Origin of the sequence: Actinoplanes subglobosus (assembly GCF_042650585.1) — a bacterium.
Classification (GTDB): domain Bacteria; phylum Actinomycetota; class Actinomycetes; order Mycobacteriales; family Micromonosporaceae; genus Actinoplanes; species Actinoplanes subglobosus.
In genome coordinates this window covers 211,934-238,829 of sequence record NZ_JBHSBL010000002.1, presented here as the reverse complement: position 1 = coordinate 238,829, position 26,896 = coordinate 211,934, and the positions used below count along the sequence as shown (strand labels likewise).

Here is a 26,896-nt window from a genome sequence, read left to right as displayed (position 1 = left end):
GTGCTGAACGTCGATATCCTCGACGTCGACTCGCCCGGCCGGCGATAGGAGCGAGACCGCGTCATCGCCCACCTTCGCCGACGTGCCGTAACCACGGTTACTTCCCAATACAATGTAACCGTGGTTACAGTGTCGGGGTGAACGAAGTCGATCAGTGGGTGCTGCTGTCGTACCGGATTCCCCGGGAGCCGTCGCAGCCGCGTATCGCGGTGTGGCGCAAGCTGGAACGCCTCGGCGTGGCCCGCCTGGGCGACGGGCTGGTCGCCCTGCCCGCGGACGACCGGACCCGCGAACAGCTCGACTGGGTCGCCGAGGAGATCGCCGACAACGGCGGCACCGCGATGATCTGGATCGCCTCACCCGGTGACCTCGCCCAGGAGCAGGCCGTCATCGACGGCATGCGCGCAGCCCGGGCCGCCGAGTACCAGCAGGTGATCGACCAGGCCGCCGACCTCACCGCCGACGACGCCGAACGGGTCCGCCTGGTCCGGCGGCTGCGTGGCGAGTTGAGGCGAGTCACCGACCGCGACTACTTCCCGCCGGCCGAGCGCGACACCGCCCGCCGCGCGGTGCAGGCGCTCACCGGGCCGGACATCACCGTGGGGGAGCGGGCATGAGGTGGGCCACCCGGGCCGGCGTGCACATCGATCGAGCCGCGTGCGCGTGGCTGATCCGGACCCACATCGACCCTGACGCGGAGTTCCTGTTCGTCGACGACCGTACCGCGGTGCCCGCCGACGCCACACCGTTCGACATGCGCGGCGCCGAGCTCGGCCACCACAAGGGTGACTGCTCGTTCGAGACCATCCTGCGACGCTACGAGCTGCACGATCCGGTGCTGTGGAAGATCGCCGAGATCGTGCACGAGGCCGACCTCGGCGACGAGCGCTACGACGCCCCGGAGGGCACCGGTTTCGACGTGATGCTGCGCGGGCTGTCGATGACCTGCGACGACGAGAACGTCCTGGTGGTCAGCGGCCTGATCTTCGACGGGCTCTACGAGTACCAGCGTCGTGCCGTGCTGCTCAACCGGACGCCCGGATGACCCGGCCGGTCGACGAGACCCGTGACGTCGTCCCGTTCGGGCAGGCGGTGCGGACCTGGTTCAGCATCTCCTTGCAGACCTTCGGCGGCCCGGCCGGGCAGATCGCGGTCATGCAACGCCACCTGGTCGACGAACGCCGTTGGATCGGGCAGCAGCGGTTCCTGCACGCGCTGAACTACTGCATGCTGCTGCCCGGCCCGGAGGCGCAACAACTGGCGATCTACGTCGGCTGGCTGCTCAACGGGCTGCGCGGCGGCCTCGTCGCCGGCACCCTGTTCGTGCTGCCCGGTGTGGTCGCGTTGCTGGCGCTGTCGGCGGTCTACGTCGGCTTCGGCGACACCACCGTCGTCACGGCACTGTTCGCCGGACTCGCCCCGGCGGTGGTCGCCGTGGTCGTGCAGGCGGTGTGGCGGGTCGCCGGGCGGGCGCTGACCAGCCGTACCCTGGTCGCCTTCGCGGTTCTCGCGTTCCTGTCGCTCGCCGTGTTCGCGATCCCGTTCCCGCTGGTCGTGGCATTGGCCGCGCTGGCCGGCTGGGCGCTGCACCGCTGGCGGCCGGGGCTTGCCGAATCGTCAGGCGGCCACGGTGCATCCGACGACGGGCCCGAGCCGCTGATCTCCGATGCCACCCTGCACCACGACCAGCCGTCCGGCCGCCGGACCGTCACCATCCTCGCCGTCGGCCTGGCCGCCTGGTTCCTCCCGGTCGCATTGTTCGCGCTGCTCACCGGCCCGGACAGCGTCTACACCCGGCAGGGGCTGTTCTTCTCCGGAACGGCCGTCGTCACCTTCGGCGGCGCGTACGCCGTGCTCGCGTTCGTGGCGCAACGGGCGGTCGAGCACTACGCCTGGCTGTCGGCCGGTGACATGGTCCGTGGTCTGGCCCTGGCCGAGTCCACGCCCGGGCCGCTGATCATGGTGGTGCAGTTCGTGGCGTTCCTCGGCGCCTACCACCATCCCGGGAGCCTGGACCCGTGGGTCGCCGGCGTCGTCGCGTCACTGCTGACGACCTGGGTGACGTTCGTGCCGTGCTTCCTGTTCATCCTGCTCGGCGCACCCTACGTGGAACGACTGCGTGGCAACCGGTCGCTGTCGGCGGCACTGACCGGCATCACCGCCGCTGTCGTCGGCGTCATCGCCAACCTCGGCCTCTACTTCGCCGTGCACACCCTGTTCAGCGAGGTGTACGAGGTGGAAGCAGGCCCGGTGCACATGACGCTTCCGGACCTCGGCGCGGCGCGGCCCGTACCCCTGGTGATCGCCGTCCTCGCGGCGGCCATGATCTTCTGGCGCAAGTGGCCGGTGCTGCGGGTCCTCGCCGTCTGCGCCGGCCTGGGCCTGATCGCCGGGCTCGCCGGCCTTCCCGGCGTATGAGCCCGGCCCGGCGCGCTACCGATCCTGCGCCGGTGGGCCTTCAGCCGTCAGGCGGTGAGCAGCACCTCGATGCAGGACGGGCGTCGCGTCGGACTCCTTGTCGGCGTCCCCGGTGAGCTTGGTGGGGTCTGGTCGGTGTGATGTCGATGCCGACCTCCTTCATCGCCTCGACCGCGGCCGGGTTGATCGTCTACGCCGGGGGAGGCGTCGCGGAGGGGCAGCGCGTCGGCGATGGCGAGGCGGGCGGGGGCGCCGAGCGCGGCGTGTATCCGGGCGGCGCGCCGGCGGTGTTCGGGATTCGCTGAACGACCGCCAGGGCGTCAGCGGAGGAATCTGATGACACCCGGGTAGCGGTCGCGCTCGCCGTTCAGCATCTGGTAGGCGAACGGGAATCCGAGGCTGACCGGGAAGATCCACGCGATATAGGGCACCAGCTCGGGTTCCTCGTTGGTGTAGACGGAGACGACCGCGACGACACCGGCGACGGCCAGCCAGGTGAGATGGAAGTTGAGGGCGGCCACAGCATGCCTGCGCACGTCGGGCGACCACCAGCCGGCGGCTGCCAGCGCGATCAGCGGCGCCACCCAGCCGAGCAGGCCGCCCACGGCGCTGCCGGCCACGCCGCCCCAGTGGGCGAACCCGATCAGGAACCGCTCGAACCCGACGCGCCCGGCCCGGGCCGGTACGACATCGTCGGGAACCGGCTCGGCGGTCCATCGATCGTCGGGAACGGGGAGCGGGTCATCCGTGACATCCGGTTCGGGAACGCTCGGCTCCGGCAGTCGGCCCATGGCCACACGATAGCGACGGTGTCCTAACCGGATCCCGGACGTCTAGACGTCCGGGGTGAGCAGGGTGGCGAGCCGGCGCATCAGGGCGGGGCGGGGACGGTAGTAGACCCAGCTCGCGCGGCGCTCGGCGTCGACCAGGCCGGCCTCCCGCAGGGTTTTGAGGTGGTGGGAGATCGTCGAGCCGGACACCTCGAAGGCCGGGGTGAGGTCGCAGACGCAGATCTCGCCGTCGGGTGCCGAGGCGATCATCGACATCAGCTGGAGCCGGACCGGGTCGCCGAGGGCTTTGAAGGCGGCCGACAGGTTGACGGCGGCGGCCGAGTCGAGCGGTTCCTGTGCCATCGGTGGGCAGCACGGCACCTCGGCGTCGGCGTCGGGAGTGGTGGGCATGGCGGCCGGTTTCGACATGAGCCGAGTTTGACAACGATCGAATCCGTATGCAACTCTCGATTTCGAGAAACATCGAATCCAACGGTTGTCGAAACCGGCTCGCGTTCGAGCGCCGCAGACCGACATGAAGGAGAACCAGCGATGAGCGACACCACGACCACCGCCGGAGGGTTCACCGGCGAACCGGCGACCACCCTGACGGTCACCGGCGCAGGCGGCTGCTGCGGCAGCGTTTCCACGGCCGCCGTCGCCGAACCCGCGCCGACGGCCGCGGCGCCGTGCTGCGGCACGACGGCCGAGGCGAACGCCGAAAGCGCCTGCTGCGGCAGCGCGGCCAAGACCGAGGCGGTCGCCGCGGGCCAGGCCTGCTGCCGGTGATGACCCCTTCCCCGTCGCAGACAGGAGCACTTCCCGTGTCCAGCCAGCTCACCGCACTGCCCGTCGTGGTCATCGGCGCCGGACCGGTCGGCCTCGCCGCCGCCGCCCAGCTCACCACGCGTGGCCTGCCCTTCGTCGTCCTGGAAGCCGGTGACGGCCCGGCCGCCGCCGTCCGCGAATGGGGACACGTGCGGCTGTTCTCGCCATGGCGATACGACATCGACCCGGCCGCCGCCCGCCTGCTCGCCGAAGCCGGGTGGGTGCGGCCCGACGACGAGAAACTGCCCACCGGCGCCGAACTCGCCGCCGACTATCTCCAGCCGCTCGCCGACCTGCCCGCGCTCAAACCACACATCCGCTACGGCGCCCGCGTCGCCGCGATCACCCGCCTCGGCCTGGACCGCGTCCGCAGCGCCGGCCGGGAGGACACGCCGATGCTCGTGCGACTGGCCGACGGCACCGACATCCACGCCCGCGCGATCATCGACGCCTCCGGCACCTGGCACACACCCAACGTGCTCGGCGCGTTCGGCATCCCCGCCCACGGCGAAACGGGCGCTGCGCCGTACCTCGACAATGCCCTGCCGGACGTCTTGGGCCGGGACCGGGGCCGGTTCGCCGGACGCCGTGTCCTCGTGGTCGGCGCCGGGCACTCCGCCGCCAACACCATCCTGGCCCTGGCCGCCCTCGCCGAACAGGAACCCGGCACCGCCGTCACCTGGGCCGTGCGGTCCGGCAGCCCGACCCGCACCTACGGCGGGCAGAGCGCCGACGCCCTACCCGAACGCGGAGCCCTCGGCACCCGCCTGCGCCAGGCCGTCGAGACCGGCGCCGTCACCCTGCTCACCAAGTTCCTGGTGCAGCGCGTCACCGTCGACGGCGACACGGTCCAGGTCTCCGACGGCGAGCGCACCGTCACCGCCGACCGGATCGTCTCGGCCACCGGCTTCCGCCCCGACCACACGATCACCAGTGAACTGCGTCTGGACCTCGACCCGATCCTCGGCTCCACCCGCGCCCTGGCACCGCTGATCGACCCGAACGAGCACTCCTGCGGCACCGTCCCGCCGCACGGCGTCGACGAACTCGGCCACCCCGAGCCCGGCTACTACGCCATCGGCGTCAAGAGCTACGGCCGGGCGCCGACGTTCCTGCTCGCCACCGGTTACGAACAGGCCCGCTCCGTCGTCGCCGCCCTCGCCGGCGACTGGGAGGCGGCCCGCGACGTACAGCTCGACCTGCCCGAGACCGGTGTCTGCAACAGCGACCCGGTCGACGACGACGGTTGCTGCGGTACGGCTCCCGGAGCCGCGCCACTGAACCTGATCACCATCGGCGACAAGCCCGCCGACGCGCAGACCGGCTCCTGCTGCTGACCGCCGTGCGAAACGCGATCCCGCCGGCCGTCACGAGCGGCCGGCGGGTGTTCCACGGCTGGTGGATCGTCGCCACCTTCGCCGTCACCCAGACCATCGGGTACGGCACCCTCTACTACGCCTTCGCCGTGGTGCTGCACCCGATCGCCGCCGACCTGCACACCACACCCGCGGCCGTGACCGGGGCGTTCACCACCGCGATCCTCGCCCAGGCGGCAGCCGCGATCCCGGTCGGCAGGTGGCTCGACCGGCACGGCGGCCGTGCCCTGATGACCGTCGGCGCCCTGCTCGGCGCCACCATGCTGGCAGCCTGGGCGCAGGCCCGCACGGTGTGGCAGCTGTACCTGATCTTCGCGGGGCTCGGCGTCGCCATGGCGATGGCGCTCTACGAGGCCGCCACCGCGGTCCTGATGTCCTGGTTCGACGCCACCCGCCGCGCGAAGGCGATCCTCGGCATGATCGTCGTGGCCGGGTTCGCCAGCACCATCTTCATGCCACTCACCGGCTGGCTCACCGAACGCCACGACTGGCGAGCCACCCTCCTGGTACTCGCCGGACTATATGCCGGTGTGGCCGTACCACTGCATCTGCTCGTCGTCCGCCGGCCACCGCAGACGGTGCGCGGATCGCGGCGCGCAAGTCCCCTCCACCGGCGGAGTCTGGTCCGGACCGCGATCCGCGACAGCCGGTTCCGGTGGCTGGCCGCGGCATTCGTCGCTCACGCCGCCGCGATGACCACGATGACCGTGCACCTCGTCGGCTACCTGGTCAGCCGCGGGCATCCAGCGACGTTCGCCGCGACCGTCGCCGGGCTGCTCGGTGTCCTGTCGGTCACCGGCCGGCTGCTGCTCACCGCGACCGCCCGCCGAGTCCGGCTGCACCGCATCGTCGCCGCCGTCTTCGCGCTGCAAGCCGCGGCCGCCCTCAGCCTGCCCCTGCTGGCCGGCACCCGGCTCGGAGCCGCGCTCGCCGTCACCGCCTTCGGCCTCGGATTCGGCATCGCCAGTCTCGCGGCCCCGCAACTGCTCGCCGACCGGTACGGCACCGACGCGTACGCCAGCATCGCCGGCACCCTTGCCGCGCTCGTCACCCTCGCCAGAGCCGGCGCCCCCCTGGCCGCGGCGTTCCTGCTCACCGCCTCCGGCGACTACCGGATCGTCCTGTCGGCCCTCGGCGGCGCCGGCCTGGTCGCCGCCGCCGGGATCCTCGCGAGCGCCGGCACCGCACCCGCGGCAGCCCGGCAGCGGATCCCCGACTCTGCCGGGTGATCACGCCCCCGTCGCTGCGGCATCTGGAAGGCGTACGCCGGTTGCTCGCGGTGGGCCGGGGTCCGGTAGCCCCGCGCCCGTCCTCAAACCCTCGGGTTCCGTTGGCTGACACACGCGGGCAAGCCCATCATCCGGTGATTCGCCGCCCGGTTCCCGCCTCGTCGAGGGCGTGGTCCAGTTTCTGCTGGAGATGCCGGGACTCATCCTCGGCGCTGGCCCGTTCCCTCCGCAGCTCCCGCAGCCGGGTGACGAAGGCGGCATGTTTGAGGCGTGAGGCGTCAGCAGGGCCCCATAGTTGCATTTTGAGATTCCGGTTCTCCGCGGCCAGTTCGGCGAAGGTCTGTTCCAGCACCTCCAGGAACTCATCGACGTGGCCCTCGTGGTAACCACGCCGCCCCAACCGGGCTCGCCGGAACACCGCGTCGCGGATGCGTCTCGTCGCGAGACCAGCGTCGGTCCACTCTCCTTCACCGGGGTGGCTGTTCCCGGCTGTCACAGCGGATCAAGAACCTGGAACGTGGTGGCGTACCGGGCCGGGACCGGCTCGAGCCGAATACGGTCGGCGGCCAGAATCAGGTGACGATCCGGGTAGTTGACCGACCGCAGCGCGATGCCGTTGCCGACCGTCACCGGGCAGAAGGTGGAGTCCTGATCGAACAGGGCGCTGTCCGTGACCCTGTCCAGGCGCAGCGAGAAGTCACGGTGCCGCAGGAAGAAGCCGGGGTGGTTGCCCGACTCGAAGGACAGGCAGTGTCCGTCCACCCGTCCCGCCCGGACGACGAACGTCGAGTCCATCCGATCTGTCGAGCTGCTCGACGCGGTGATGGCATCGACACGAGCGACGGAGTCGCGGTGGCGCAGCCGATGTCCAGGCCTGTCCGCCGGGCCCAGCCCGATCATGCTGCCGACGAGCAGGCCCGCGCGCGTGACGGAGGCATGCGGTGTCGGGGAGCTGCTGGCGGCGGTTGCGCTGTGGCGGGGCGGGCCTTGGAGGTACGGACCGGCAGTTGCCCGGCCCGTGGGAGCGTCGGCCGGCCGTACCCGGGCAGAGGTGACCGGCGCACTGCTGGGTGTCGGCGGGAGTGAGATCGCCGGTGACGTCTCGGGCACGGGCCGGGCACGGGGTGCGGCCGGGGTCCGTGGTGAGGCCGACGACTTGGTCAGCAGCATGGTCGCCATCGTGGAATAGCCCACCACGAGCACCGAAGCGGCGCCGACAGCGATCAGCACCCGGCGCGTCGTGGCGGGGTTTTCGGCTTCCGGCATCGCTGATGACTCCTGGGAAAAGACGCGGGCTGTGTCGAAGGCAATGGACGTGGACGATGCGCAAACGCGCAAGATCACATTGCCAGGGAAGTGAACGCGTCCTCAAAGTCTTTGTCAAGTCAGGCCTTTGTAAGTTCTATTGCCATTACCCGGCGAGCAAAAATGATTCCTGCATCACATTCGAAGTGGTCGTCCTCCAGGTGCTTTAGGTGGGAGATCTTCGCAGCTCAGCATGCCTGTACTGGATGTTCGTCAGGTCGAGGCCGTGTCGGTAATGGACGTCGAATGGATCGCGTTCCGAAGAGCGGAACGCAATCCTGGCATGCGTCTTGCTGTTCTGCTAAAGACGGTTCAGTCGAACCTTCAATGCCTTTTCCATGCTCGAAGACGAACGGGTCGTACGTCCACCGCCCGCCTCGGCGGCGCCGGGGATCGGGAAGAGGTCACCACCACCCTCGGCGAGCCACGCCGAACGTGGCGGTTGTTGGCGTTCACCGATGCCCGGGTACGTATCGTTCCCGGTATGGCCGGTTCGGGAAGGCTGGTTTGAGGTGGCACCGCAGCGCCCTCGTCCCTACGGCGACGGCCTCGGACATGGCGCCGACAGCGTGCTGGGCAAGACGCGGCTGATCCTCGAAGCCTTTGGGGTCGATGACACGGAGCTGCCCTTGTCGGCGTTGTCCCGCCGTACCGGCATTCCCAAAGCCACCGTGCACCGCCTCGCTCAGGAACTCCTCGACTGGGGAATGCTGGAGCGCTCCGCCTCCGGCTACCGCCTGGGAATGCGCGCCTTCGAGCTGGGCTCCCGTGTCTCCCGGCTCCGGGTGCTCCGCGACGTCCTGCGCCCCCACATGGAGCGCCTCCGGACGCTCACCAGGGAAACAGTGCACCTCGCCGTCCTCGACGGCCTGGAGGTCCTGTTCGTGGAGAAGATCGCCGACGGCCCCCGGGTCGCCCCGCCGTCCCGCATCGCCGGCCGCCGGCTGCCGCTGCACTGCACCGCGACCGGAAAGGTGCTGCTCGCCTTCTCGCCGCCGGACGTCCTCGACGAGGTCCTCGCCCGTCCGCTGGAGCGCCGCACCCCGTCGACGGTGGTGATTCCGTCGTTGATTCGCGAGCAGATCCGCAAGGTGCGCGAGACGGGCCATGCCATGGAGAGCGAGGAGACCGCAATCGGCTACTGCTCGACCGCGGTTCCCCTGTTCGGTAGCAGTGGCCTGGTACTCGGCGCGGTGGCGGTCACCGCGCCGACGTTCCGGGCCACCACGGCCCGCTATGTTGCGGCCCTGACCGCGGTCAGCCGCAGGCTGGCCGCGGCCGACAACATCAACTGATCGAAGGGGATCGAGATCGGTTTCGTCAACCGCCGCGACGAGCCCGTCGTCCTCCACTGGATCGACCTCCGCGGGACGCGGGAACGCTACGACGTTTCCGGCAGAGCGGGGACACGCGCCAGCAGCCGACCTGTGTCAGGCACCCGTGGGTGGTCACCGACGTGCGGGGCCGCAGCCTGGCGATCTTCCCGCGAGCCGGCCCGCTCAGGCGACGATCACTCAGCGTCGTTATTTTCGTGCGCGTCGATGGCCGAGGCGTGACGGATCGGCGACATGAGATGGCGTCACCTCCCACCCACAGCAAACCCAAAGATCGCCTGCCATTATCGTCGTGTTGACGATAAATGGAGGCGATCCTCGTGAGGCAATGGACGGACACCGATCTCTGGGTGCTGCGAACCATGAAAGGCACCCGCAACGACAACCGTGCGCCGCTGGCCGACCTGATCGGCATCGGTGACTTCATCGGACGTGCCATCCTCGAGGAATTCGAGTTCACCCACGCGATGGGCAACCTGGTCGCCGCGGGCCTGGCCGAATTCGGCGACGGCACCTACTGGCTCACCGAGGCCGGCGGCCGGCTGTTCCAGCGGCGCGCCGACCGCCTGCTCGCCGGCCTGCGCAAACTCGGCCCTCCGACGGGCACCCCGATCACACTGGAACCCGGGGAGTTCGACCGGGCCGTGCAGAACTACTGCAACGCGGCGGCCGCCAGCCGGACCAAGAGGCGAGCCGAGCAACGCGGGACGTCGTGACATCACATCGCGGAAGCCGCCCGAACCACGTGCGTTCGGACGGCTTCCGCCTTCATTGCAGGTCCTTCGTTGCAGGTCAGGACACGATGCAGTTCTTGCCGTTCGCGCCGGTGCCGGTCTTGGTGGGCTCGGCACCCGTGTTGTTGCCCGTGTAGAGCCAGCAGGTCGGGATGCTGCCGATGCTGTTGCTCTTCAGCGTCGCGACGTCGCCGTAGTTGGTGTTGACGCCGGCGATCACCTTGCCGCTGGTGGCGGTGACGTTCTGGATGGTCACCTTGCGGGCGGCCTGGGTGGAGCAGTTACCGCACGAGCGGTAGAGCTTGCCGAAGTTGGAGACCTTGAAGTTCTTGATGGTCACCGACCCGCCGGCACCGCGGTTGTCCTGGAACACCTTGTCGGACGCGCTCGCCGCACTACCGCCGTCGATCACGACGGTGGCGTTGTTGCCGCGGAAGGTGGCCGCGTCCTCGCCGACGTCCTGCCACACGACGTTCGTCAGATTGCAGCTGCCGGCGCAGTGGACGCCGTCGGCGGACGGGGCGCCCAGGATGACGTTCTTCAGGGTGGCGCCGGCGGCCAGGTCGAAGATCGGGTCCTGGCCCTCGTTCTGGCCACCGCTGCCCAGGTCGCCGGAGCCGATGTAGCGCTTGCCGCCGCCGTCGAAGGTGCCGGTCACCTTGATCGACGCGGTGACCTTCACGTCCGTGGCGGCGGACGCCATGTTCACCGTCGCGACAGAACCGGCCAGGGCTGCGGCCAGAACGACGGCACCGATGAGCACGCGCGGTCTTCTCATGTGAAACCTTTCCATGGGGGAGGCCCACCTCCGGCGAGGACGGTGAGCGGAACCGGCTGTCGTCACGAGGGGTTGGGTGACGTCATGGGGATGAGGCCGGTCGGTCTTGGGGAAGGACGCCTCCAACATGTCATCGGCATTCGATTTAAGTCAATGAGAATCGTTTGCAGCTTTGTTGCAGGATTGGGGCTATTGCGTGCTCGTACCTGGGGTTCCAGCGGTTTGAACAGCAGCGCGACTGTTGAGTCTTTGCGCGGCCCCTCTGTCGACGGTCATTGCATTCTGTAGTCGAGTGGATCCTCCATGTCACAGTGGGCGGTGATCGCCGTTCACCACTGGAGAGAGTGACATGGCCGATAGCGGGCGAAGGCTTGCGTCCTGGTTCACCGATCACAAGAAGTTCATCACGCTCACCACCGTCCTGAGTCTCATCATCGCCGCCTCCGCATTGGCCGTGGACCTCTTCGACGTGATGGGCAGACCCGAGGACGCGGCGCAAGCCGGGCGGGTGTCGCCGTCGCCGGTGCCGCCCGCGTCGCCTGCCGCCTCGGCATCGCCCGCCGTCTCGACATCGCCTGCCTCGCCCACCATCTCGACCACGCCGAGCCCGCAGACCGGAATCCTCGAACCGGTGTCCGGCGCGACTGTCAAGAACTGCCCGGACGTCCAATTCGTCGGCCCGGCGCCGGCCCCCGGCAGGCAGTACATGATGTCCTCGAAAGAAAGCACCCTGCCCAAGTACCAGTTCGATCCCTACCTCGAAGACCTCGGGAACGGTCTCTGGACCAAAGAACTCTCCCTGGGCCGTGATGCCGACGGGATCGGGAAGCCCTATCTGATCACCGTCTACGAAGTGGACACGACACAGGTCGAGCAGCTCGGCGATCCGGCGAAGGGCGGCTGGTGGGAATCCACGACGGCACCTTCCACCGCCCGGGTGGTCGACACCGTCAAAGTCAAACGCGAGGACCGGCCGAAGTCCGCATTCCCCGACGGCAGCTGCTCGTAGCGCCGACCCCGACGGCCGCTACAGGATCTGGCTGGCGGTGGCTCCGACCTCATCCTGCTCCGGGCGAAGAACTATCCAGCCGAGGTCATGCTCTACGAGGGCGGCGGCCAGTCGCCGCAGAACGATCTGAAACTCCCCGGATCCGGTCGACACTTCGACATCGAGATGCCAGCGTCCAGATCCGGAGCCCGCGCCCGTGACCTCGCCATCTTCGCCCAACGCGGCTACGAGGAGATCCTCGACGTCATCCCGATCGATGTCGTCCGGCAACGGCTGTGGTCCGATGACCTCTACGAACACGAGCGCGAGTGTAATGGCGACCGAGGACGGGCATCCAGATCGCCAAGGATTACCTGCATCAGGCGCGATCGTCGTCCTCTGGAGCTGTCCCTGTCGCGCTGACCTCGACCGGGACTTCGAACATCGTGATCGGCACGGGAGGCAGGCCGAGCTCCGCGCGGACGGCCTGCGTGAACTCGTGCAAAGCGTGTTGCGCCGCTCGTCTCCGGACCACCCACTCATCCCAGCTGAGCTTGCCGGCGCGTGCCGTGACATAGAGGGCGTTGATCGCACCTTCGACCTGGTGGGCACTGGCTATGACCGGTGCCGAGCCGTGGAGCCATACCGCGATGATCGCCTGATTGAACTCGGCGCCCCGATCCAGCGCATTACTGGCGGCCGTTTCAGCCTCTGTGCCGGAAGACGGGAGCAGGGCGAGTTGACGGATGGCCTCGCGGAGCTGGTAGTAGGAGCCAGCGAACTGCTCATAGATGCGTATCCGCTGGTCACGCTTCCAGCGGCTGGTTTCACTCCGGGTGTCCCAGTATCGTCCGACCATCACTCCCAGGAGACCGGCGATTGCTGCGTACAGTGCTGGCTGCATGATCCTCCTCGATCCGTCGCGTCATCCTGCGATCTCGTGGTCATCGACGCAAGTAAACAAGGAGCTGGTCGGTTGATTGTCGAAGGGTGTCGATGAGTGGCGGCGGGATTCTCTCCAATCACCGCTTCTTGGTCCTATGGACTGGAAACGGGCTCTCGTTGCTCGGAATCTCGGGTGTCCGCCTGACGTATCCGCTGGTCGTGCTGGCGACCTCTGGTTCCCCCGCGTGGGCCGGCTGGGTCACACTCTGCGCCACCCTGCCGGGCCTGCTGTTCCAGGTGCCGGCCGGGGCCCTGGCGGATGCCTTCAACCGTCGCCAAGTCATGATCATCAGTCAGGTGGCGGGACTGCTCGCGACCGTCGCCGCACTCTGGGCGGTGACTGTCGATTCTCGCTGGAGTCTGACGGTACTGATGGTCTCCGCCTTCATCGAGGGCACCGCCTACGCCGTTTTCAGCATCGCCGAAGTCGCGGCGATCCGGGACGTCACGGCCGAACACGAGAGGGCAGCGGCCTACTCGTTCTACGAGGCCGAGCAGCCGGTAGCCAACCTCGTCGGCCGGGCGGTCGCCGGAGCCCTGTACGGTGTCGGCCGCTGGCTGCCCTTCGCGGCCAACGGCGTGTCGTACCTCATCTGCGCCGTCACGCTGCTCACCTGTCCACGTCGGATGTTCGATCCTCGTGCGGAGCCGTCCAAGCCCCTGGCCGGGGAAGCCGACAGCTTCTGGTCGACGACCTTGGACGGCCTGCGGTGGACGTGGAACGTACCGTTCCTCCGTTTCTCCACGTTCGTCACCGGCTTCGCCAACATCGTCTTCCAGGTCCTGATCCTGTTCTTCGTCGTCGTCGGCACAGAACGCGGGTATCAGCCCTGGCTGATCGGCCTGATCCTGGCCAGTTCGGGAGTCGGCGGTGTCGCCGCTTCGTTCGCCACCGCCTGGCTCGACCGCCGTCTCGGTCAACGCGGGACGTTCGCCGCGGCCCTCTGGGTCTGGGCGTTCACACTACTCGTCATTGCGTTGACCACGAATCCGATCGTCCTGGCGCTGGCGTGGGCCGTGGCCGGGGCAGGGGGCGTGGTGGTGGCCCTGGTGCTGACCATGTCGCGCCTCCGCGCGGTACCGGAGGCCGCGTTGGGCAAGGTGGTCGGTGCGGCCTCGACGATCACGGACGGTGCCGTGCCGCTCGGCGCCATTCTCGCCGGCTACCTGTTGTCGGTATGGGAGACCAGCGAGATCGGCTGGGCGCTGTTCATCTGCATGCTCCTGCTGGCCGTCGCCGGCAGCCGCAACCTTGCCCGAAACCGCCGCCTCGACGCGCAGCACACGGCTCCGTACGGTTCGGAATCCGTTGGGGGGAAGAATGAACTCTGACAAGCAACGGCGGGCGGGCGCCGAGCATTCTCTCGGTCCGATATACGCACGGGGCAGCAGCCACCCTGTCATCCGGTCTGCGGGGCCTGATATTGTCTGTCAGTGTCTGCGGGTGATGTCGCTGAAATGATTTGAAAACAGCACTCCAGCAAGCCTTTCAGGCTCAGGCCGGCGAGCCGGGCTCAGGGCACCCGCCTTCGTCTGGCTCGTCGGTGATGGCGCCTCATGGTCATTTCCGGTGCCGTGGGGGAGTGTCATAGAATTCATTCTGAGAAACTCGTGCGGTGTGCTCGCCGAGGGTATCGGGGCGAACGTATCCTACGCTGACATGATAAAAGTATTCCGCGAATCGCAGCGATCAGGGCGTGGCATGATTCCATTTTTTCGTGCCGTGTCCGATGTGGGAGATGCTGAAAAACTAATCGCCGCGGCCGCCTTCTCGGCAATTGTCGCCGACGCTGCATGGCGTGGTTATTCCGTCCCTCCTGCTGAAGAATTACTGATCCTGGACCGGGCCTTCATCATGGAAGGTGGAATAGCCTTTCATGCTTTCGTGATGGCGGCACGCGGAAAAGATGAGTTTTTCGCAGACGCGATCGTTCCCTTGGAAGGGATCGCTGATATCGGAGTGCAGATAAAGGTTTTTCCTGAGTTGGGTTGATTCGAGGCTCAGAGTTTCCCGTGCTCCTACCGAGTCGGCCAGGTCGAGGCGGTACCTCGCGGTGAGTGCCATCGGCGGCAGGCACTGGAAGCAGTGGAAAAGTCCGGCGCTGCCGCTCTCGGTCGGCTGCTGATACGGTTCGTCGATGTCTCGGCGTGCGGAGGCCCGTAGGCCACGAACCGGGCGCGCCACGATCTACGACGTCGCCCGCTTCGCGGGCGTGTCCGCCGGAACCGTCTCTCGGGTCCTGAACGGTCATGCGGTCGGCGCCGCCAGCCGCAGAGCCGTGGAACGAGCACTCGCCGCCATCGGCTACGTGCCGAACCAGCATGCCCGTCGGCTCGCCGGAGCGCGCCCCGAGACCGTGGTGTTCCTGCACTGCGTGCCCGGCGACCGGCTGCTGGCCGATCCCAACGTCAACGCGATGCTGCTCGACTGCCTGCGTACCCTCGGCGAACAGCACATCATGATGGTCACCCCGGTCGCCGGGGGCGGATCACCCGACGTGGCCACCCGTACGCTGACCGCCCGCCTCGACGACCCGGCGCTGATGTTCTCCGTGCCGCGTGCTTCGACCGCGGTCGACGACCTCGTCAGCCGTCACGTACCCGTGGTGACGTGCGGAACCCCGCTCGGCCACGAACGCCACGTCTCCTACGTGACCACCGACGACCGCGACGGTGTCCAGCAGATCGTCGCCTACCTGCGCTCACGCGGCCGGCGTCGCATCGCCATCGTCACCGGGCCCATGGACCTGCCCGGCGGCGTCCAGCGCCTCGCCGGCTACCGCGACGCCATCGGCACCTTCGACCCCGCGCTCGTCGTCCACGGCGACTACACGTACGCCAGTGGCATTGCCGCGGCCGAGAGTCTCCTGCGTCGGACACCCGACGTCGACGCGATCTTCGCCGCCTCCGACATGATGGCCGCCGGCGTGCTCGACGCCTGCGCACAGGCTGGACGGCGCGTCCCCGACGACGTCGCCGTCGCCGGCTACGACGACGCCCCGATCGCCGTCAGCACCACGCCGCAGCTGACCACCGTACGTATCCCGTGGCACCGCTACGCCGGACAGCTGACCAGCCAGCTGCTGCGCCGCATCGACGGCGATGACGCCTCCGGCGTGATCATGCCCGTCGAGTTGATCGTCCGCGGCTCCACCTGATCGGCCGCACGCTCACCGGCCTGCCGTCCACCGGAGCGGTAGGCCGGCGGCTCCAGGTTTGCCGAAAACTGTGTGCGGGAGGACGGCAGGTAGCAGCATCAGGAACTGGCGCGAGGGAGCTGGTCATCCCCTGGGTCGACGCTCGAAGTCCGACAGCGGGGGAGCCACGATGTCGCATCGTTCGCCGGTATCGCCCGGAACAGCACGGCCAGGCCCGTACCGGAGAATGGCCCTGATCCTCGCCGGGGTAGCGGCATTGCTTCTGCCGACCGCGGGTGTGCCGGCCACCGCCGGTGCTCGGATCCTGGAGACCAGGGTGCTGGCAGCACCGTCGCCGGTGCCCGGAAGCGACAACCGGACACATCTGGTCTACGAGGTTCTGCTGCGTAACGTCTCGGCCCAGCCCGTACACCTGGATCGGGTGGAAGTGCGGGAACCTGACCGCACCGGCCCCGTCGCCGTCTACGACTCGCCGGCGATCGATCGACTCCTGCTGGACCCCGAGGCCCGCACGTTCAGCCGGACGCTGGCACCCGGCAGGTCCGCCGCGCTGCTGCTCGACGTCACGATGGCGCCCGGCGCCCGGGTGCCGGGCCGGCTGAGCCACCGCTTCGACGTCTCCGGAGCCGCCGACCGGACCGTGCGTGGCGCCGCGACGGATGTCGGCCGGCGTGCACCCCTGCGCCTCAGCCCACCGCTGCAGGGTGACGGCTACGTCGTGTACGGATGCTGCCGCCCGCCGTTCGTACACCGCCTGGCCCTGATGACGTTCGACGGCCACACGTTCGCGGCCCAGCGGTACGCGATCGACTTCGTCCAGACCGACGACGGGGTACGCAGTCACACCGGTGCCGAGGACCGTAACGAGAGCTACTTCATCTTCGGCGACGGTGTCCGGGCGGTCGCCGACGGCACGGTGCTGGCGGTCCGGGACGGCGTGCCCGCGAACGTCGCGGGGAAGCTACCGCCCCGCCCCGACACCGCGGACCTGACCGGCAACTTCGTCATCCAGGACCTCGGCGGCGGGGCGTACGCGCTGTACGCCCACATGCAGAAGGGCAGCCTGCGGGTCCAGCCGGGCGACCGGCTCACCCGTGGCCAGGCCATCGGCCTGGCCGGCAACTCCGGCAACTCGAGCGAACCGCACCTGCATTTCCACGTGGTCGACAGTCCGGGCCTGCCGTTGGGTGTGGCCGGCGACAGTGTGCCGTACACCTTCGACCGGTTCCGGTTCCGGAACCGGATCGGCGGCCTGGACAAAGAGCCGGAGGCGCCGGTACGGCTGCCCGCCCCGCCCACACCGGGCCGGGCCGGGCAGTACCCGCTCGCCGGCGATGTCGTCGATTTCCGATGAGCGCCGTCACGGATGTTCTCGTGGCCGGTGCCGGCCCGACCGGTCTCACGCTCGCTTGCGACCTCGCCCGTCGCGGTGTGGCGGTGCGGATCGTCGACCGGATGCCCGAGTTCCCCACCGGCTCCCGGGGCAAAGGGCTGAGCCCGCGCAGTCAGGAGGTCCTCGACGATCTGGGGGTCGTCGACCGGATCCTGGCGTCCGGTGTCAGCCACCTGCGGCACCGCAAATACCAGGGGACCCGGGTGATCGCCGAAGTCGATCCGCAGGCCGACCAGATCGTCACGCCCGACGTCCCGTACCCCGCGGCCCTGATGATCCCGCAGTGGCGGGTGGAGCAGATCCTGCGCGAGCGGCTCGACGGCCTCGGCGTCACCGTCGAGCGTGGCGCCGAACTGCGCGACTTCCAGCAGGACACCGACGGGATGACCGCAACGGTCGGTGAGGAACGGATCCGGGCCCGATACCTGATCGGCTGTGATGGTGGCCGGAGCACCGTCCGCAAGGCACTCGGCCTGCCGATGCGTGGCGAGACACCGGACATGCAACTCATGGCGGTCGGTGACGTCCAGGTCGACGGGCTCGGCCGCGACGCCTGGCACCAGTGGTTCACCGACGACGGTGTCGTCATGCTGTGCCCGCTGCCGGGCACCGACGTGTTCCAGATACAGGCCTCGCACGAACTCGACGCCGACGGCACACCGCTCGAACCGACCCTGCAACGCTTCCAGCAGACCTTCGACCGGGTGGCCGGGCTGCCGGGAGTGCGCTTGCGTGAACTGGCGTGGCGCTCGACGTACCGCGTCAATGTCCGGATGGTCGACCGGCTCCGGGTGGACCGGGTGTTCCTCGCCGGGGACTCCGCCCACGTGCATCCGATCGCCGGTGGCCTCGGCATGAACAGCGGGATCCAGGACGCGTACAACCTGGGCTGGAAGCTCGGTCTGGTGGTCGCCGGGAAAGCCACCCCGGCGCTGCTGGACACCTACGACGAGGAACGGCTGCCCATCGCGAGCTGGCTGCTGGACATCACCTCGGAACGGCTCGCCGCGGTCCTCGACGCGGTCAAGGAGAAGGGCGGCGGTCTCGACGCGGTGGCCTCGCCCGAGTTGACCCAGCTGGGGCTGCGGTACCCGTGGAGCCGGCTCTCCCGCCAGGCCGGCCGGACCGCCCGGGTGCGGCCGGGGGACCGGGCGCCGGACGCGCCGCTGCGGGACACCGCCGGCGGGCCGATCCGCCTGTTCGATCTGTTCCGCGGTCCGCGTTTCACCCTGCTCGGCATCGGTGGACACAGTGTCCCGGCGCTCGACGGTGTGGACCCGGCGATCGTCGGCTCGTGGACGGTCGGTCCGGGCGGCCTGCACGACGACGGCGGCCATGCCGCGAACGCCTACGGCGCCGAAACCCTCGTTCTGGTACGCCCGGACGGTCACGTGGGCCTGGTCGCCGACCCCGGGGACGGCCGCAGCGTCCGCGACTACCTGAGCTCGCTGTCGACAGGACGCACGGAGTCGCCTGCGCCGTCGTGAACCTCAAGATCCCGGTTTCGTTGTACTCTCCATCGTTCGGCTGGGAGCGTCTCCGTTGTCCGGGTGAGATTGGGCTTCGTGTCCTTCCGGTCGGCCGTCGTTCCCGCCATGATCAACTTGCGTTGGGATCGCCGCGTAACGCCCGAGGAGCATGGATTGAGTCACCCCACCGACGGACCACTCCCCGGCACGCCGGCCCTACCGATGTCCGCTCGTGGTGGCGTGAGGCGGGCGTGAGAGTCATCGCAGCGGTAGGTGCCCTGGTCGCCGCTTCCCGCCGAGCGGGGGTGCCGAGCATGTCGGCACCGCGGATCGAGGCGGCCGCGCACCAGCTGACGGACTCGTTCGCGGTGCTCGGGACCAGCGACGACCCTCTCGACTGGATGACCGCCCCGGCACACCTGACCGCCGCAGTGATGCACGACAGCCTCCTCGCGGACCGCGATCGTGATCTCAGCGCACCGGCGGCCTACACGGCGTTGAGCAAGTTCCGGTACCCGAAGGTGCTGGACGTGGGTAGACCCGACCTCCGGCCACTGCTGCGCATCCGATACCTCGATGTCGCCGAAGCCGCCGCGGACGAGGTCCGCGGCAGTCGGTCGGCGGCAGCCGACACCCACTGGCGCATGCTGCAGGCACTTTTCACCGACCACCGGGTCCAGCAGTGGCGCGTGGGCGTCACCGTCGCCGACATGGCGTCCACCGCCCCCGGTTTCGGCTCGCTGCAGCGCACCGTCGCCCGGCACCTGCCGGACCTGGACCACAGCACACAGGAGATCCTCACCGAGTTCGCGCTGACCGCGGCTCGAGGGCGCTTCGGCGCCGACCTGCGCGCCGAACAGTGGCGTAGCCACATCCGTGACGGGTTCGAGCTGTATGTAAGTTTCCTGGCGAGCAGCGGCACCGACGCCGTACCCGACGACGACATCCTCGCCGAGTACAGCCGCGGCATCGCGAACTTCCCGGAGCCGTGGCTGAGCCGGACAGGGTGGGAGAAGGCCCGGTCCCGGAAGTTCCACCTGCCGCTGACGCTGTCCACATTGCTGCGCCCGGACCGCACTGCTGACCGGAACGCGTTCTGCGATGCGGCTCACCGGCTCGCGGACCGGATCGGCCGGCGCCTGGCCGGCGAACCCGGTGCCACCGTGCCTGATGTGGCCGCCTTCCAGCGCCTGGTCGCCCAGTGGCGCCGCCTCACCGCAGCCCCGCCGCCGGTGCCGAAGCAGGTGGCGACCGCTGAACCGCCACACCGGCGAGCAACCGCAACGCGGACCACCCGTGACCGCTCCGGCGCGGCACCGGACGGGCCGTCACGCACCGAACCCAAGCCCGGGCATCGGGCGCGGACCGGGCTTCGCGACACCGAACAGAACCTGGTCGAGCGGGCATTCACCGCAGTGGGGTCACCGCCCCCGGCCGCTCTGGACCCGAACGGGCGCCCGGACATGACCGATGAGCAACGCGCCGCACTGGTCGCCCGGATCTTGAAGCCCCTCGCGGAAACCGGTCGGCGCCCCACGGGCTCGTCCCGCCGAGGCAAGAAGCCACCGAAGCAGTCCGGCCACCGATCCGATCCGCTGAGGACCGGAATCCCGCCGGCCAGACGCGACGGGGACCTGTTGCAGCAGGCTCTCACCGGCCTGGACGAGCTTGTCGGGTTGTCCGCCGTGAAACAGGATCTGCGGCGCCTGGTCGACTTCGTCAGAGTTCAGCAGCGGCGTGAGCAGGCGGGACTGCCGGTCACTGCGATGACCAACCACCTCGTCTTCACCGGCAACCCGGGCACCGGCAAGACGACCGTGGCCCGGCTCACCGGACGGCTACTCGCCGGCCTCGGCCTGGTGTCGCAGGGCCACTGTGTCGAGGTCGGCCGGGCGGACCTGGTCGCCGGGTACGTCGGGCAGACCGCCCCGAAGACCCGTGAGGTGATCGAACGAGCGGTCGGTGGCGTGCTGTTCATCGACGAGGCGTACTCCCTGGCGCCGGAGGGCTCCGGCAGCGACTACGGCGCCGAAGCGATCGAGGCGCTGCTGACCGGCATGGAGACGCACCGCGACGACCTCGCCGTCATCGTCGCCGGCTACCCCGCGCAGATGGAACGGTTCCTGGCATCCAACCCCGGGCTGCGCAGCAGATTCAGCCGCACACTGACGTTCTCCGACTACAACACCGACGAGTTGCTGCAGGTCTTCGACAGCATCACCGGAAAAGACGGCTACACCGTCGAACCGGCGGCACGGGACCAGATCGCGGCCGCGCTGCACCGCGGCCGCCGGGCCCCCGACGCGGGAAACGCCCGAGCGGTGAGGAACCTGTTCGATCAGGTCCGGATGCGGCAGGCAGAGCGTCTCGCCCAGGATCCCGCCGCGGAGTTACAGCTGCTCACCACAGAGGATGTTCCGGCACCCGACCCGGCCACCACCGGCCCGTCCCCGGCGCTACGAACCGTGCTGGACGAACTGGAGGCACTCACCGGCCTGCACGACATCAAGCAGTTGCTGCAGCGGACGGTGGCGCTCGCCCGGATCCGGCAGGCCCGAGCCGGGCAGGGACTGCCGACCACCGACGTGGCTACACACCTGGCCTTGCTCGGCAATCCCGGTACGGGCAAGACCACCGTCGCCCGGCTGCTCGGCGGGATCCTGCAAGCCACCGGGGTCCTACCGTCCGGTCACGTCGTCGAAGCGGTACGCGCTGACCTGGTCGCCGGCTACGCCGGCCAGACCGCGCCGCGCACGCGGTCGATCGTGCACCAGGCGCTCGGCGGGGTCCTGTTCATCGACGAGGCCTACACGCTGCTGTCCGGGCCGACCGACGACTACGGCCGGGAAGCCCTGGAGACCCTGATGACGTTGCTGGAGAACCACCGCGGTGAGTTCGTCTGCGTGCTGGCCGGCTACCCCGCACAGATGCAGGCCCTGCTGGACGGGAATCCCGGCCTGCGCGGCAGGATCCCGAAGATCGTCACCCTGCCCGACTACGACGACGGGCAGCTGCAGACGATCCTCGCCGACCTCGCCGAGGTCCACGGCTTCACTCTCGACACCACCGCGCGGGAGGTGGCGCAGCAACTGCTGCGCAACAGCCGGACGCGGCCCGGTTTCGCCAACGCCCGTACCGCCCGGACCCTTTTCGACGCGACCGTCGCACGCCAGGCGGTACGACTGGCGACGACGGAGGCCGATCTGACCCCGCACGCACTGGCGTTGCTCACCGGCGAGGACGTCGGCTGGGACTGACTCCACCTCCACCGACCCGGATCAGGTCGGAGTCCTGAGATCGGAGATCATGCGGTGTGAACTTCGACGTACTGCTGGAGCGGCTCGCGGCCGATGACTCGACGGCGGAGCAAGCACTGGTCGCAGCCGGCGCGGCGGCCGTCGACACGGTACTGCAGACGCTGTGCGACGAGTCCTCACCCGTCCCGTGGTACCGGCTCACCACCGTGCTGCAGCAGATCGGCGAGGCGTCGTTCGCGCCGCTGGTCACCGCTCTGGCCGCGGCACCGACAGCCGAGGTGGCCCGCCGCTGCGGTGCCGCCTTCGCCGACCTCGACGTACCTGACAAGGCGATCTACCGGTCGGCTCTACGCCATCACAGTCCAGCCGTCCGCGCCGCCGCAGCGAACGCACTGCAACGGTTGAAGGCACGGGCCGAACCGTTCCTGCCGGACCTGATCGGGCTCTTCGAAGACCCGGCGTCAGACGTACGCCAGCGGGCCGTCTGGGCGTGCGAAGCGATCGGCGCAGCGGCGATCCCCGCACTGCGGGCGGTGCGGCGTGCTCCCGGACGCCGGCGCCGGACAGCGCTGACCGCCTTGGCGACCATCGGAGGCTGGGATGCGCTGGACGCCACCGATCAGCACGCCGTGACCCGGCTGATCGAGGTCAAGGCAGCCGGAGAGACGCCCGTGCCGGTGCACCTGTGCGGCTCCTGGTACGCCATACCGACCAGTGACCAGTCGGCGGTGCTGGACACGTTCGGCCTGACCGGAGCGCGCCCGGTGACGATGCGGCTCGGCGCCGCCGCGTGGAACAACGACCATCACAACTGGAGCCTCGGCGAACACGGCTCCTGCTCACGGATGTACGTGACGCCGGCGCTGAACGGCTGGACCCTGATCTTCGGCACCCTGCCGGCGGTGGCACATCTCCGCGGCGAGGTGGCGATCCGGGACACCGTCCGGGCCCATTGCGCCGAGCTGAGTAGCCGGTTCGGAGTCGCCCACTGGTACGGCGCAAGCTGCGGCGATGGCTGGACCGCCTGGTGTCTGGCGGAGGACGGCACGGTCATCGACCACTACGACATCGTCGAGTCCGAGCCTCCCGACGACGAGGATGACCAGTCCGAGCCGGACGAGTCGGTGATCCGCTACTACGACGACTTCGTGCCGCGCACCGCCCGGCCGGGCGTACTGCACGAACAGCTCTCCATCGACGGCTTCGGTGTGTCCGCCGCCGATCGGAGTCAGTGGGCCCGGCGTAGGTACAACATCCCCGACCACGCGCACGCCACCGACGTGGCGACCTGGCTCTCGGTCAACCCGGGTACGCTCGGCCCGGACTGTACCGTCACCGGCCGTGCCATCCTTGCCCTGACGAGCTGCGGGGCCAACCAGCCGAGTACACCGGGTGCGCTGGCGATCTGAGCCCACCGCTCGTTGCCGCAATCCTTGGATGCGATGCCCGCGTCAGCTCCAGTCGGTCCGGTAGCCGTCCGGGCGCAGGTATCGCAACAGTTCGGCGTCGTCCGGGACGTGTGTCTCGGTGATGAGGCGACGCAGCCGAGGGACCATCTCCGGGTGACGGCCGGGGACACGTGCTTCGAGCATCAGGTCGCCTGCCTGCCGGCGTACGGTCGTGGCCGGGTCGCTGTTGTCGGTGTCGAGTTCCTCCAGCAGGGTGTACCCGTCACCGAGATCGGTGCAGACCACGATGAGGGTCGCCGCGCAACCAACACTCCACGGCGGCGTCCCGCCCTCGTCGAGCAGCAGGACGGCGTACCCGATCATGGTCGGCGGCACCTCGCCGGGCGCCGGGAGCGACAACGTCATGCCGTGGGCGCTGATCTCGCCGGTGACTCCATCGGCCGGTGTGTCGTCCGGAACCCGCAGCTCGTCGAGAGGGCGATCCCATCCCCTGGTGAGGTCGAGGAGGTCGCGCCGGTCCTTCGCCTCCCGGTACTCGTGCCGGACCAACAGCGCCGACGCCGTGCAGCCCAGCAGCACCGCCGCGACCAAAGCCGTGATCCATCTCGTGGTCGTCCGCATTGCGGCAATTCTCGACCATCCGGCGCGGGTGCCGGCGCAGAACCGGTGCCGATCCTGTGGCGACCCGGTGAAGACGGGCCGGGCTCGCGGCGTACAGGGAAGGCCTGCCCGCTCGGTATCATCCCGCCCATGATCGAGTTTCCCGTGGTCCGGGCGCAGTCGCGGGTCGCTCCGGCCTACTTCCACGCCCGCTGGTGCGACGTGGCCACCCACCCCGAGTGGGCGCCCGGCATGGAGTACATCCGCCTCGACGGGCCGCTACGGGCCGGGGCGACCGGTGTGATGAAGACGCGGGAGGGCGAGGAGACCCCGATGCGGGTCAGCGACCTGGTGCCGGGGGTGGCTTTCCAGGACACCGTGCTCCTCGACGGCGGCGAGTTGACGGTCCGCCACGAGTCGCACCCGGACGGCACGGGCAGCCGCCTCGAACTGCACGCGCGGATCGAGGGCCCGAAAGCCGCTGAGCTGGCCGCGTCGATGGCCGGTCTGGACGAGGTCCTGGCCTCCGACCTGGCCGGCCTGATCAGGTTGGTGGAGAGCGAGCACTGAGTACGGGGATGGCATGGTGAAAGGAGGCGAGTTGGCTGATCAGAAGTCCCGCCGTCGAGCACCGGGCCGGGTGCCGGTCATCGCGCTGACCGGTCACCTCGGCGCGGGCAAGACGAGCACGCTCAATCATCTGCTGCGCCGGCCCGGCGCGCGCGTGGGTGTCGTCGTCAACGATTTCGGCTCGCTGAACGTGGACGCGGCACTCGTCTCCGGGCAGGTCGACGAGGCCGCGGCGATCTCGGGCGGCTGTGTGTGCTGCCTCGACGACGCCGGTGGCCTCGACGACGCACTCCGCCGGCTCTCACGGCCACGGCTGCGGCTGGATGCCATCCTGGTGGAGGCCAGTGGTGTGGCGGAGCCGGTCACCCTCGCCCGGCTGATCGGCCGTAGCGGCACCACCGGGATCCGGCCCGGCGGGCTCGTCGAGGTGATCGACGCCGTCGCGCACTTCCGGACGGTGGACCTCTGGCCCGAGCCGCCGGCACGTTACGCGGCGGCGACGCTCGTCGTCATCAACAAGGTGGACCTGCTGCCGGCCGACGACCGCGACCAGGTGGTCGCCCGGATCCGGGACAGGGTACGGCTACGCCATCCGCGGGTGCAGATCGTCACCGCCCGGCACGGCCGTATCGATCCGGGACTCGTCTTCGACACCGCCGCCGACGGCGACCCCGTCGACGAACTTCCGCTCGCCCAGCTCCTGCGCGACCAGAACCGCGAGCACCACGACCACGAGCATGCGCGGGCCGCCTCCGCGGAGCTGACGCGGGCGATCTCCCCGAGCATGCTGATCGACCTGCTCGAGAGTCCACCGGCCGGCGCGTACCGGCTCAAGGGCCGGGTACGGGTGCACGGTTCCCGAGCGGAGCAGGGTTTCGTCGTCAACCTCGTCGGATCGCTGATCCACATCGCTGCGCTGCCGGATCCGCCACCGGTCGGCGAACTCGTCGCGATCGGCATGCAGTTGGATCAGGCGGCCGCGCAGCAGCGACTGGACGCCGTCGCCGGCACCCCGGCGGACGAGCCGGACACCGCCGGGCTGCGGCGGTTACGCCGCTACCGCACGCTCAGCACCTGACGGGACGGGCCGCCCGCTGGGTCAAGCGGCGAAGACCGCTGCGTAGCGGTTTGTGGAGGGACAGGCCGGTGCCGGGTGTGGCGGCGAGCACGCCCAGCAGCCCGAGCCCGGCGACCGGCCCGACCACGGCCAGTGGTGCCCGTTCCAGGTAGGTGATGGCCGCGGCGAGCTGGGCGCCCCATTCAGGGGAGTCGTGACCGGCGCCGAGGCCGAGGAAGCCGAGTCCGGCGATGGTGAGCGCGGTGGCCGGGATCCGGGCGAGCGCATGCAGCACGACCGGCTTGGACACGGCGGGCAGCAGGTGCCGGCGCAGCAACCGGCCGGGCCCGGCGCCGCAGAGCTCGGCGGCACGGTAGAAGCCGCTGGCCCGTACCTCTTCGGCGAGAGTACGGGTGTGCACGGCCAGGGGCACCCAGGCGACCAGGGCCGCGGCGAGGGCCGCGGCGGCCAGTCCGGGGCCGAGCAGCGCGGCGATGACGAGGCCGACGAAGACTGGCGGCAGCGCGTTGAGGACATCGGCGGTTCCGGCTCGGGCGTTGCCGCCTCGCAGGCCCGCGACGAGGCCGACGAGCAGGGAGAGGACGGTGACGGCGGCCGCGGTGCCGCCGGTGAGCACCGCGCCGTGGGCGAGCTGGGCCAGGACGTCGCGGCCGACCGGGTCGGTGCCGAGCGGATGATCCCAGGACGGTGGGCTCAGCCGCCGGTCGAGCCGGACGCGCTCGGCGTCGCGCAGCAGGCCCGCACCGATGACCGTGGTGAGCAGCAGTGCCGCGGCCGACGGCACCGACCGGTAGCGGCGGCGCCGGGGGCCCGGCATGGCGGGGATGAGCCCGGCGGACCGGCCGGCCGGACCGATCAGCAGGCGGTGTACGGCGATGCCCAGGGCACCGGCCAGCATGCCCGTGACGACCAGCAGCAGCACGCACCCCTGGACCAGGGGCAGGTCCTGCGCCAGGCTGGCGTGCAGGGCGATACGGCCGAGCCCGGGGACGGCGAACAACTGCTCGACGGCGACGGCGCCACCGAGCACCCCGACGAACAGGACGGCGATCTGGGGTACGACGACGGTCACCGCCCGGCGCAACAGGGCGGTGGCGAGTTCACGACGGCTGCTGCCGGCGGCACGCCAGGTGTGCACCCACGGTTCGGCGGCGGTCGCGTCGACGGCGGTGGTGAGCAGCCGGGCCAGCAGACCACCGGTGGGAACGCCGAGCGACAGTGCCGGCAGGACGAGGTAGGCCGGGCCGAACCAGCCGG

At 69.6% G+C, this 26,896-nt stretch carries 29 protein-coding genes; 20 read left to right on the top strand and 9 right to left on the bottom strand.

What is annotated here, in order from left to right; translation table 11 throughout:
- The first annotated feature begins 137 nt into the window (after positions 1–137).
- The 4 genes from ACFO0C_RS01690 to ACFO0C_RS01675 all read left to right on the top strand — a co-directional run bounded on the left by ACFO0C_RS01690 (position 138) and on the right by ACFO0C_RS01675 (position 2,723).
- Positions 138–617 carry a Chromate resistance protein ChrB gene (locus ACFO0C_RS01690; RefSeq protein WP_378064659.1) on the top strand — a complete coding sequence of 160 codons (480 nt, stop codon included), beginning with the start codon at positions 138–140 and terminating at the stop codon, positions 615–617.
- Positions 614–1,045 carry a chromate resistance protein ChrB domain-containing protein gene (locus tag ACFO0C_RS01685; protein WP_378064658.1) on the top strand — a complete coding sequence of 144 codons (432 nt, stop codon included), beginning with the start codon at positions 614–616 and terminating at the stop codon, positions 1,043–1,045. The genes ACFO0C_RS01690 and ACFO0C_RS01685 overlap by 4 nt, the downstream gene beginning before the upstream one ends.
- Positions 1,042–2,418 (top strand): chromate efflux transporter, encoded by a 1,377-nt coding sequence (chrA, locus tag ACFO0C_RS01680; protein ID WP_378064657.1) that lies wholly within the window; start codon positions 1,042–1,044, stop codon positions 2,416–2,418. The genes ACFO0C_RS01685 and chrA overlap by 4 nt, the downstream gene beginning before the upstream one ends.
- A gap of 140 nt (positions 2,419–2,558) precedes the next feature.
- Entirely contained in the window at positions 2,559–2,723 is a 165-nt protein-coding gene (locus tag ACFO0C_RS01675; protein ID WP_378064656.1) for a hypothetical protein, read from the top strand.
- Positions 2,724–2,738: 15 nt separating this feature from the next.
- On the opposite strand, the gene ACFO0C_RS01670 is transcribed toward ACFO0C_RS01675, so the two are convergent.
- Together ACFO0C_RS01670 and ACFO0C_RS01665 are read right to left on the bottom strand one after the other, a co-directional pair.
- Positions 2,739–3,209 carry a DUF4870 domain-containing protein gene (locus ACFO0C_RS01670; protein WP_378064655.1) on the bottom strand — a complete coding sequence of 157 codons (471 nt, stop codon included), beginning with the start codon at positions 3,207–3,209 and terminating at the stop codon, positions 2,739–2,741.
- 42 nt (positions 3,210–3,251) lie between these two features.
- Positions 3,252–3,617: an ArsR/SmtB family transcription factor gene (locus tag ACFO0C_RS01665; RefSeq protein WP_378064654.1), complete on the bottom strand. Its 366-nt coding sequence runs from the start codon at positions 3,615–3,617 to the stop codon at positions 3,252–3,254.
- A gap of 123 nt (positions 3,618–3,740) precedes the next feature.
- On the opposite strand from ACFO0C_RS01665, the gene ACFO0C_RS01660 reads away from it, so the two are divergent.
- The 3 genes from ACFO0C_RS01660 to ACFO0C_RS01650 are packed head-to-tail and all read left to right on the top strand — an operon-like array spanning position 3,741 to position 6,621.
- The gene (locus ACFO0C_RS01660) at positions 3,741–3,977 is read left to right on the top strand and encodes a hypothetical protein (RefSeq protein ID WP_378064653.1); all 237 of its coding nucleotides are present in this window, start codon (positions 3,741–3,743) and stop codon (positions 3,975–3,977) included.
- Positions 3,978–4,012: 35 nt separating this feature from the next.
- Positions 4,013–5,353, top strand: coding sequence for an FAD-dependent oxidoreductase (locus ACFO0C_RS01655; protein WP_378064652.1), 1,341 nt, complete (start codon positions 4,013–4,015; stop codon positions 5,351–5,353).
- Positions 5,354–5,358: 5 nt separating this feature from the next.
- Positions 5,359–6,621, top strand: a complete 1,263-nt coding sequence (locus tag ACFO0C_RS01650; protein WP_378064651.1) for an MFS transporter — start codon at positions 5,359–5,361, stop codon at positions 6,619–6,621.
- A gap of 127 nt (positions 6,622–6,748) precedes the next feature.
- Here the strand turns inward: ACFO0C_RS01650 and ACFO0C_RS01645 are convergent, their stop codons facing one another.
- Both ACFO0C_RS01645 and ACFO0C_RS01640 read right to left on the bottom strand, forming a co-directional pair.
- On the bottom strand, positions 6,749–7,117 hold the full coding sequence (locus tag ACFO0C_RS01645; protein ID WP_378064650.1) for a DivIVA domain-containing protein: 369 nt from the start codon (positions 7,115–7,117) through the stop codon (positions 6,749–6,751).
- Positions 7,114–7,887, bottom strand: a complete 774-nt coding sequence (locus ACFO0C_RS01640; RefSeq protein ID WP_378064649.1) for an AbfB domain-containing protein — start codon at positions 7,885–7,887, stop codon at positions 7,114–7,116. Before ACFO0C_RS01640 ends, ACFO0C_RS01645 begins: the two co-directional genes overlap by 4 nt.
- 232 nt (positions 7,888–8,119) lie before the next feature.
- Between ACFO0C_RS01640 and ACFO0C_RS01635 the strand changes: the two genes are divergently transcribed.
- From ACFO0C_RS01635 to ACFO0C_RS01625, 3 genes are all read left to right on the top strand, one after another.
- Positions 8,120–8,437: a hypothetical protein gene (locus ACFO0C_RS01635; protein ID WP_378064648.1), complete on the top strand. Its 318-nt coding sequence runs from the start codon at positions 8,120–8,122 to the stop codon at positions 8,435–8,437.
- Position 8,438: 1 nt separating this feature from the next.
- Positions 8,439–9,221 carry an IclR family transcriptional regulator gene (locus ACFO0C_RS01630; protein ID WP_378064647.1) on the top strand — a complete coding sequence of 261 codons (783 nt, stop codon included), beginning with the start codon at positions 8,439–8,441 and terminating at the stop codon, positions 9,219–9,221.
- Positions 9,222–9,580: 359 nt separating this feature from the next.
- Positions 9,581–9,976 carry a hypothetical protein gene (locus tag ACFO0C_RS01625; protein ID WP_378064645.1) on the top strand — a complete coding sequence of 132 codons (396 nt, stop codon included), beginning with the start codon at positions 9,581–9,583 and terminating at the stop codon, positions 9,974–9,976.
- Between the two features lie 76 nt (positions 9,977–10,052).
- Here ACFO0C_RS01625 and ACFO0C_RS01620 read toward each other — a convergent pair whose 3' ends face one another.
- Positions 10,053–10,772 carry a pectate lyase gene (locus tag ACFO0C_RS01620; RefSeq protein ID WP_378064644.1) on the bottom strand — a complete coding sequence of 240 codons (720 nt, stop codon included), beginning with the start codon at positions 10,770–10,772 and terminating at the stop codon, positions 10,053–10,055.
- A 349-nt stretch (positions 10,773–11,121) separates the two neighbouring features.
- Between ACFO0C_RS01620 and ACFO0C_RS01615 the strand changes: the two genes are divergently transcribed.
- Entirely contained in the window at positions 11,122–11,781 is a 660-nt protein-coding gene (locus tag ACFO0C_RS01615; RefSeq protein WP_378064643.1) for a hypothetical protein, read from the top strand.
- Between the two features lie 18 nt (positions 11,782–11,799).
- Here ACFO0C_RS01615 and ACFO0C_RS01610 read toward each other — a convergent pair whose 3' ends face one another.
- Both ACFO0C_RS01610 and ACFO0C_RS01605 read right to left on the bottom strand, forming a co-directional pair.
- Positions 11,800–12,081, bottom strand: coding sequence for a hypothetical protein (locus tag ACFO0C_RS01610; RefSeq protein WP_378064642.1), 282 nt, complete (start codon positions 12,079–12,081; stop codon positions 11,800–11,802).
- Between the two features lie 58 nt (positions 12,082–12,139).
- Entirely contained in the window at positions 12,140–12,664 is a 525-nt protein-coding gene (locus ACFO0C_RS01605) for a hypothetical protein (protein ID WP_378064641.1), read from the bottom strand.
- A 92-nt stretch (positions 12,665–12,756) separates the two neighbouring features.
- On the opposite strand from ACFO0C_RS01605, the gene ACFO0C_RS01600 reads away from it, so the two are divergent.
- The 7 genes from ACFO0C_RS01600 (at position 12,757) to ACFO0C_RS01570 (ending at position 23,391) form a co-directional block, all read left to right on the top strand.
- Complete coding sequence (locus ACFO0C_RS01600; protein ID WP_378064640.1) at positions 12,757–14,037, top strand: MFS transporter; 1,281 nt, start codon at positions 12,757–12,759, stop codon at positions 14,035–14,037.
- A gap of 328 nt (positions 14,038–14,365) precedes the next feature.
- On the top strand, positions 14,366–14,698 hold the full coding sequence (locus ACFO0C_RS01595) for a hypothetical protein (RefSeq protein ID WP_378064639.1): 333 nt from the start codon (positions 14,366–14,368) through the stop codon (positions 14,696–14,698).
- 145 nt (positions 14,699–14,843) lie between these two features.
- Positions 14,844–15,863 (top strand): LacI family DNA-binding transcriptional regulator, encoded by a 1,020-nt coding sequence (locus ACFO0C_RS01590; protein WP_378064638.1) that lies wholly within the window; start codon positions 14,844–14,846, stop codon positions 15,861–15,863.
- A gap of 256 nt (positions 15,864–16,119) precedes the next feature.
- Positions 16,120–17,217 carry a M23 family metallopeptidase gene (locus ACFO0C_RS01585; protein WP_378064637.1) on the top strand — a complete coding sequence of 366 codons (1,098 nt, stop codon included), beginning with the start codon at positions 16,120–16,122 and terminating at the stop codon, positions 17,215–17,217.
- A complete protein-coding gene (locus tag ACFO0C_RS01580) occupies positions 17,214–18,743 on the top strand; it encodes an FAD-dependent monooxygenase (protein ID WP_378064636.1) in 1,530 nt (509 codons plus the stop codon). The genes ACFO0C_RS01585 and ACFO0C_RS01580 overlap by 4 nt, the downstream gene beginning before the upstream one ends.
- 296 nt (positions 18,744–19,039) lie before the next feature.
- Positions 19,040–21,982 (top strand): AAA family ATPase, encoded by a 2,943-nt coding sequence (locus ACFO0C_RS01575; RefSeq protein WP_378064635.1) that lies wholly within the window; start codon positions 19,040–19,042, stop codon positions 21,980–21,982.
- 56 nt (positions 21,983–22,038) lie between these two features.
- The gene (locus ACFO0C_RS01570; protein ID WP_378064634.1) at positions 22,039–23,391 is read left to right on the top strand and encodes a HEAT repeat domain-containing protein; all 1,353 of its coding nucleotides are present in this window, start codon (positions 22,039–22,041) and stop codon (positions 23,389–23,391) included.
- 42 nt (positions 23,392–23,433) lie between these two features.
- Here the strand turns inward: ACFO0C_RS01570 and ACFO0C_RS01565 are convergent, their stop codons facing one another.
- Complete coding sequence (locus ACFO0C_RS01565) at positions 23,434–24,012, bottom strand: hypothetical protein (protein ID WP_378064633.1); 579 nt, start codon at positions 24,010–24,012, stop codon at positions 23,434–23,436.
- A gap of 129 nt (positions 24,013–24,141) precedes the next feature.
- On the opposite strand from ACFO0C_RS01565, the gene ACFO0C_RS01560 reads away from it, so the two are divergent.
- Positions 24,142–24,561: a hypothetical protein gene (locus tag ACFO0C_RS01560; protein ID WP_378064632.1), complete on the top strand. Its 420-nt coding sequence runs from the start codon at positions 24,142–24,144 to the stop codon at positions 24,559–24,561.
- A gap of 31 nt (positions 24,562–24,592) precedes the next feature.
- Positions 24,593–25,639, top strand: coding sequence for a CobW family GTP-binding protein (locus tag ACFO0C_RS01555; protein ID WP_378064631.1), 1,047 nt, complete (start codon positions 24,593–24,595; stop codon positions 25,637–25,639).
- On the opposite strand, the gene ACFO0C_RS01550 is transcribed toward ACFO0C_RS01555, so the two are convergent.
- On the bottom strand, positions 25,629–26,896 hold a 1,268-nt coding region (locus tag ACFO0C_RS01550; protein WP_378064629.1), incomplete at its 5' end, for an ABC transporter permease subunit. The two genes, ACFO0C_RS01555 and ACFO0C_RS01550, sit on opposite strands and share 11 nt — an antisense overlap.

Coding starts and splice junctions, on each gene's coding strand:
- ACFO0C_RS01640 (WP_378064649.1), bottom strand. CDS start 7,887: ATGCCGGAAGCCGAAAACCCCGCCACGACGCGCCGGGTGCTGATCGCT.
- ACFO0C_RS01600 (WP_378064640.1), top strand. CDS start 12,757: ATGAGTGGCGGCGGGATTCTCTCCAATCACCGCTTCTTGGTCCTATGG.
- ACFO0C_RS01580 (WP_378064636.1), top strand. CDS start 17,214: ATGAGCGCCGTCACGGATGTTCTCGTGGCCGGTGCCGGCCCGACCGGT.
- ACFO0C_RS01665 (WP_378064654.1), bottom strand. CDS start 3,617: ATGTCGAAACCGGCCGCCATGCCCACCACTCCCGACGCCGACGCCGAG.
- ACFO0C_RS01560 (WP_378064632.1), top strand. CDS start 24,142: ATGATCGAGTTTCCCGTGGTCCGGGCGCAGTCGCGGGTCGCTCCGGCC.
- ACFO0C_RS01670 (WP_378064655.1), bottom strand. CDS start 3,209: ATGGGCCGACTGCCGGAGCCGAGCGTTCCCGAACCGGATGTCACGGAT.
- ACFO0C_RS01620 (WP_378064644.1), bottom strand. CDS start 10,772: ATGAGAAGACCGCGCGTGCTCATCGGTGCCGTCGTTCTGGCCGCAGCC.
- ACFO0C_RS01575 (WP_378064635.1), top strand. CDS start 19,040: ATGTCGGCACCGCGGATCGAGGCGGCCGCGCACCAGCTGACGGACTCG.
- ACFO0C_RS01685 (WP_378064658.1), top strand. CDS start 614: ATGAGGTGGGCCACCCGGGCCGGCGTGCACATCGATCGAGCCGCGTGC.
- ACFO0C_RS01565 (WP_378064633.1), bottom strand. CDS start 24,012: ATGCGGACGACCACGAGATGGATCACGGCTTTGGTCGCGGCGGTGCTG.
- chrA (WP_378064657.1), top strand. CDS start 1,042: ATGACCCGGCCGGTCGACGAGACCCGTGACGTCGTCCCGTTCGGGCAG.
- ACFO0C_RS01635 (WP_378064648.1), top strand. CDS start 8,120: ATGCCTGTACTGGATGTTCGTCAGGTCGAGGCCGTGTCGGTAATGGAC.
- ACFO0C_RS01605 (WP_378064641.1), bottom strand. CDS start 12,664: ATGCAGCCAGCACTGTACGCAGCAATCGCCGGTCTCCTGGGAGTGATG.
- ACFO0C_RS01615 (WP_378064643.1), top strand. CDS start 11,122: ATGGCCGATAGCGGGCGAAGGCTTGCGTCCTGGTTCACCGATCACAAG.
- ACFO0C_RS01590 (WP_378064638.1), top strand. CDS start 14,844: ATGTCTCGGCGTGCGGAGGCCCGTAGGCCACGAACCGGGCGCGCCACG.
- ACFO0C_RS01675 (WP_378064656.1), top strand. CDS start 2,559: ATGTCGATGCCGACCTCCTTCATCGCCTCGACCGCGGCCGGGTTGATC.
- ACFO0C_RS01660 (WP_378064653.1), top strand. CDS start 3,741: ATGAGCGACACCACGACCACCGCCGGAGGGTTCACCGGCGAACCGGCG.
- ACFO0C_RS01595 (WP_378064639.1), top strand. CDS start 14,366: ATGATAAAAGTATTCCGCGAATCGCAGCGATCAGGGCGTGGCATGATT.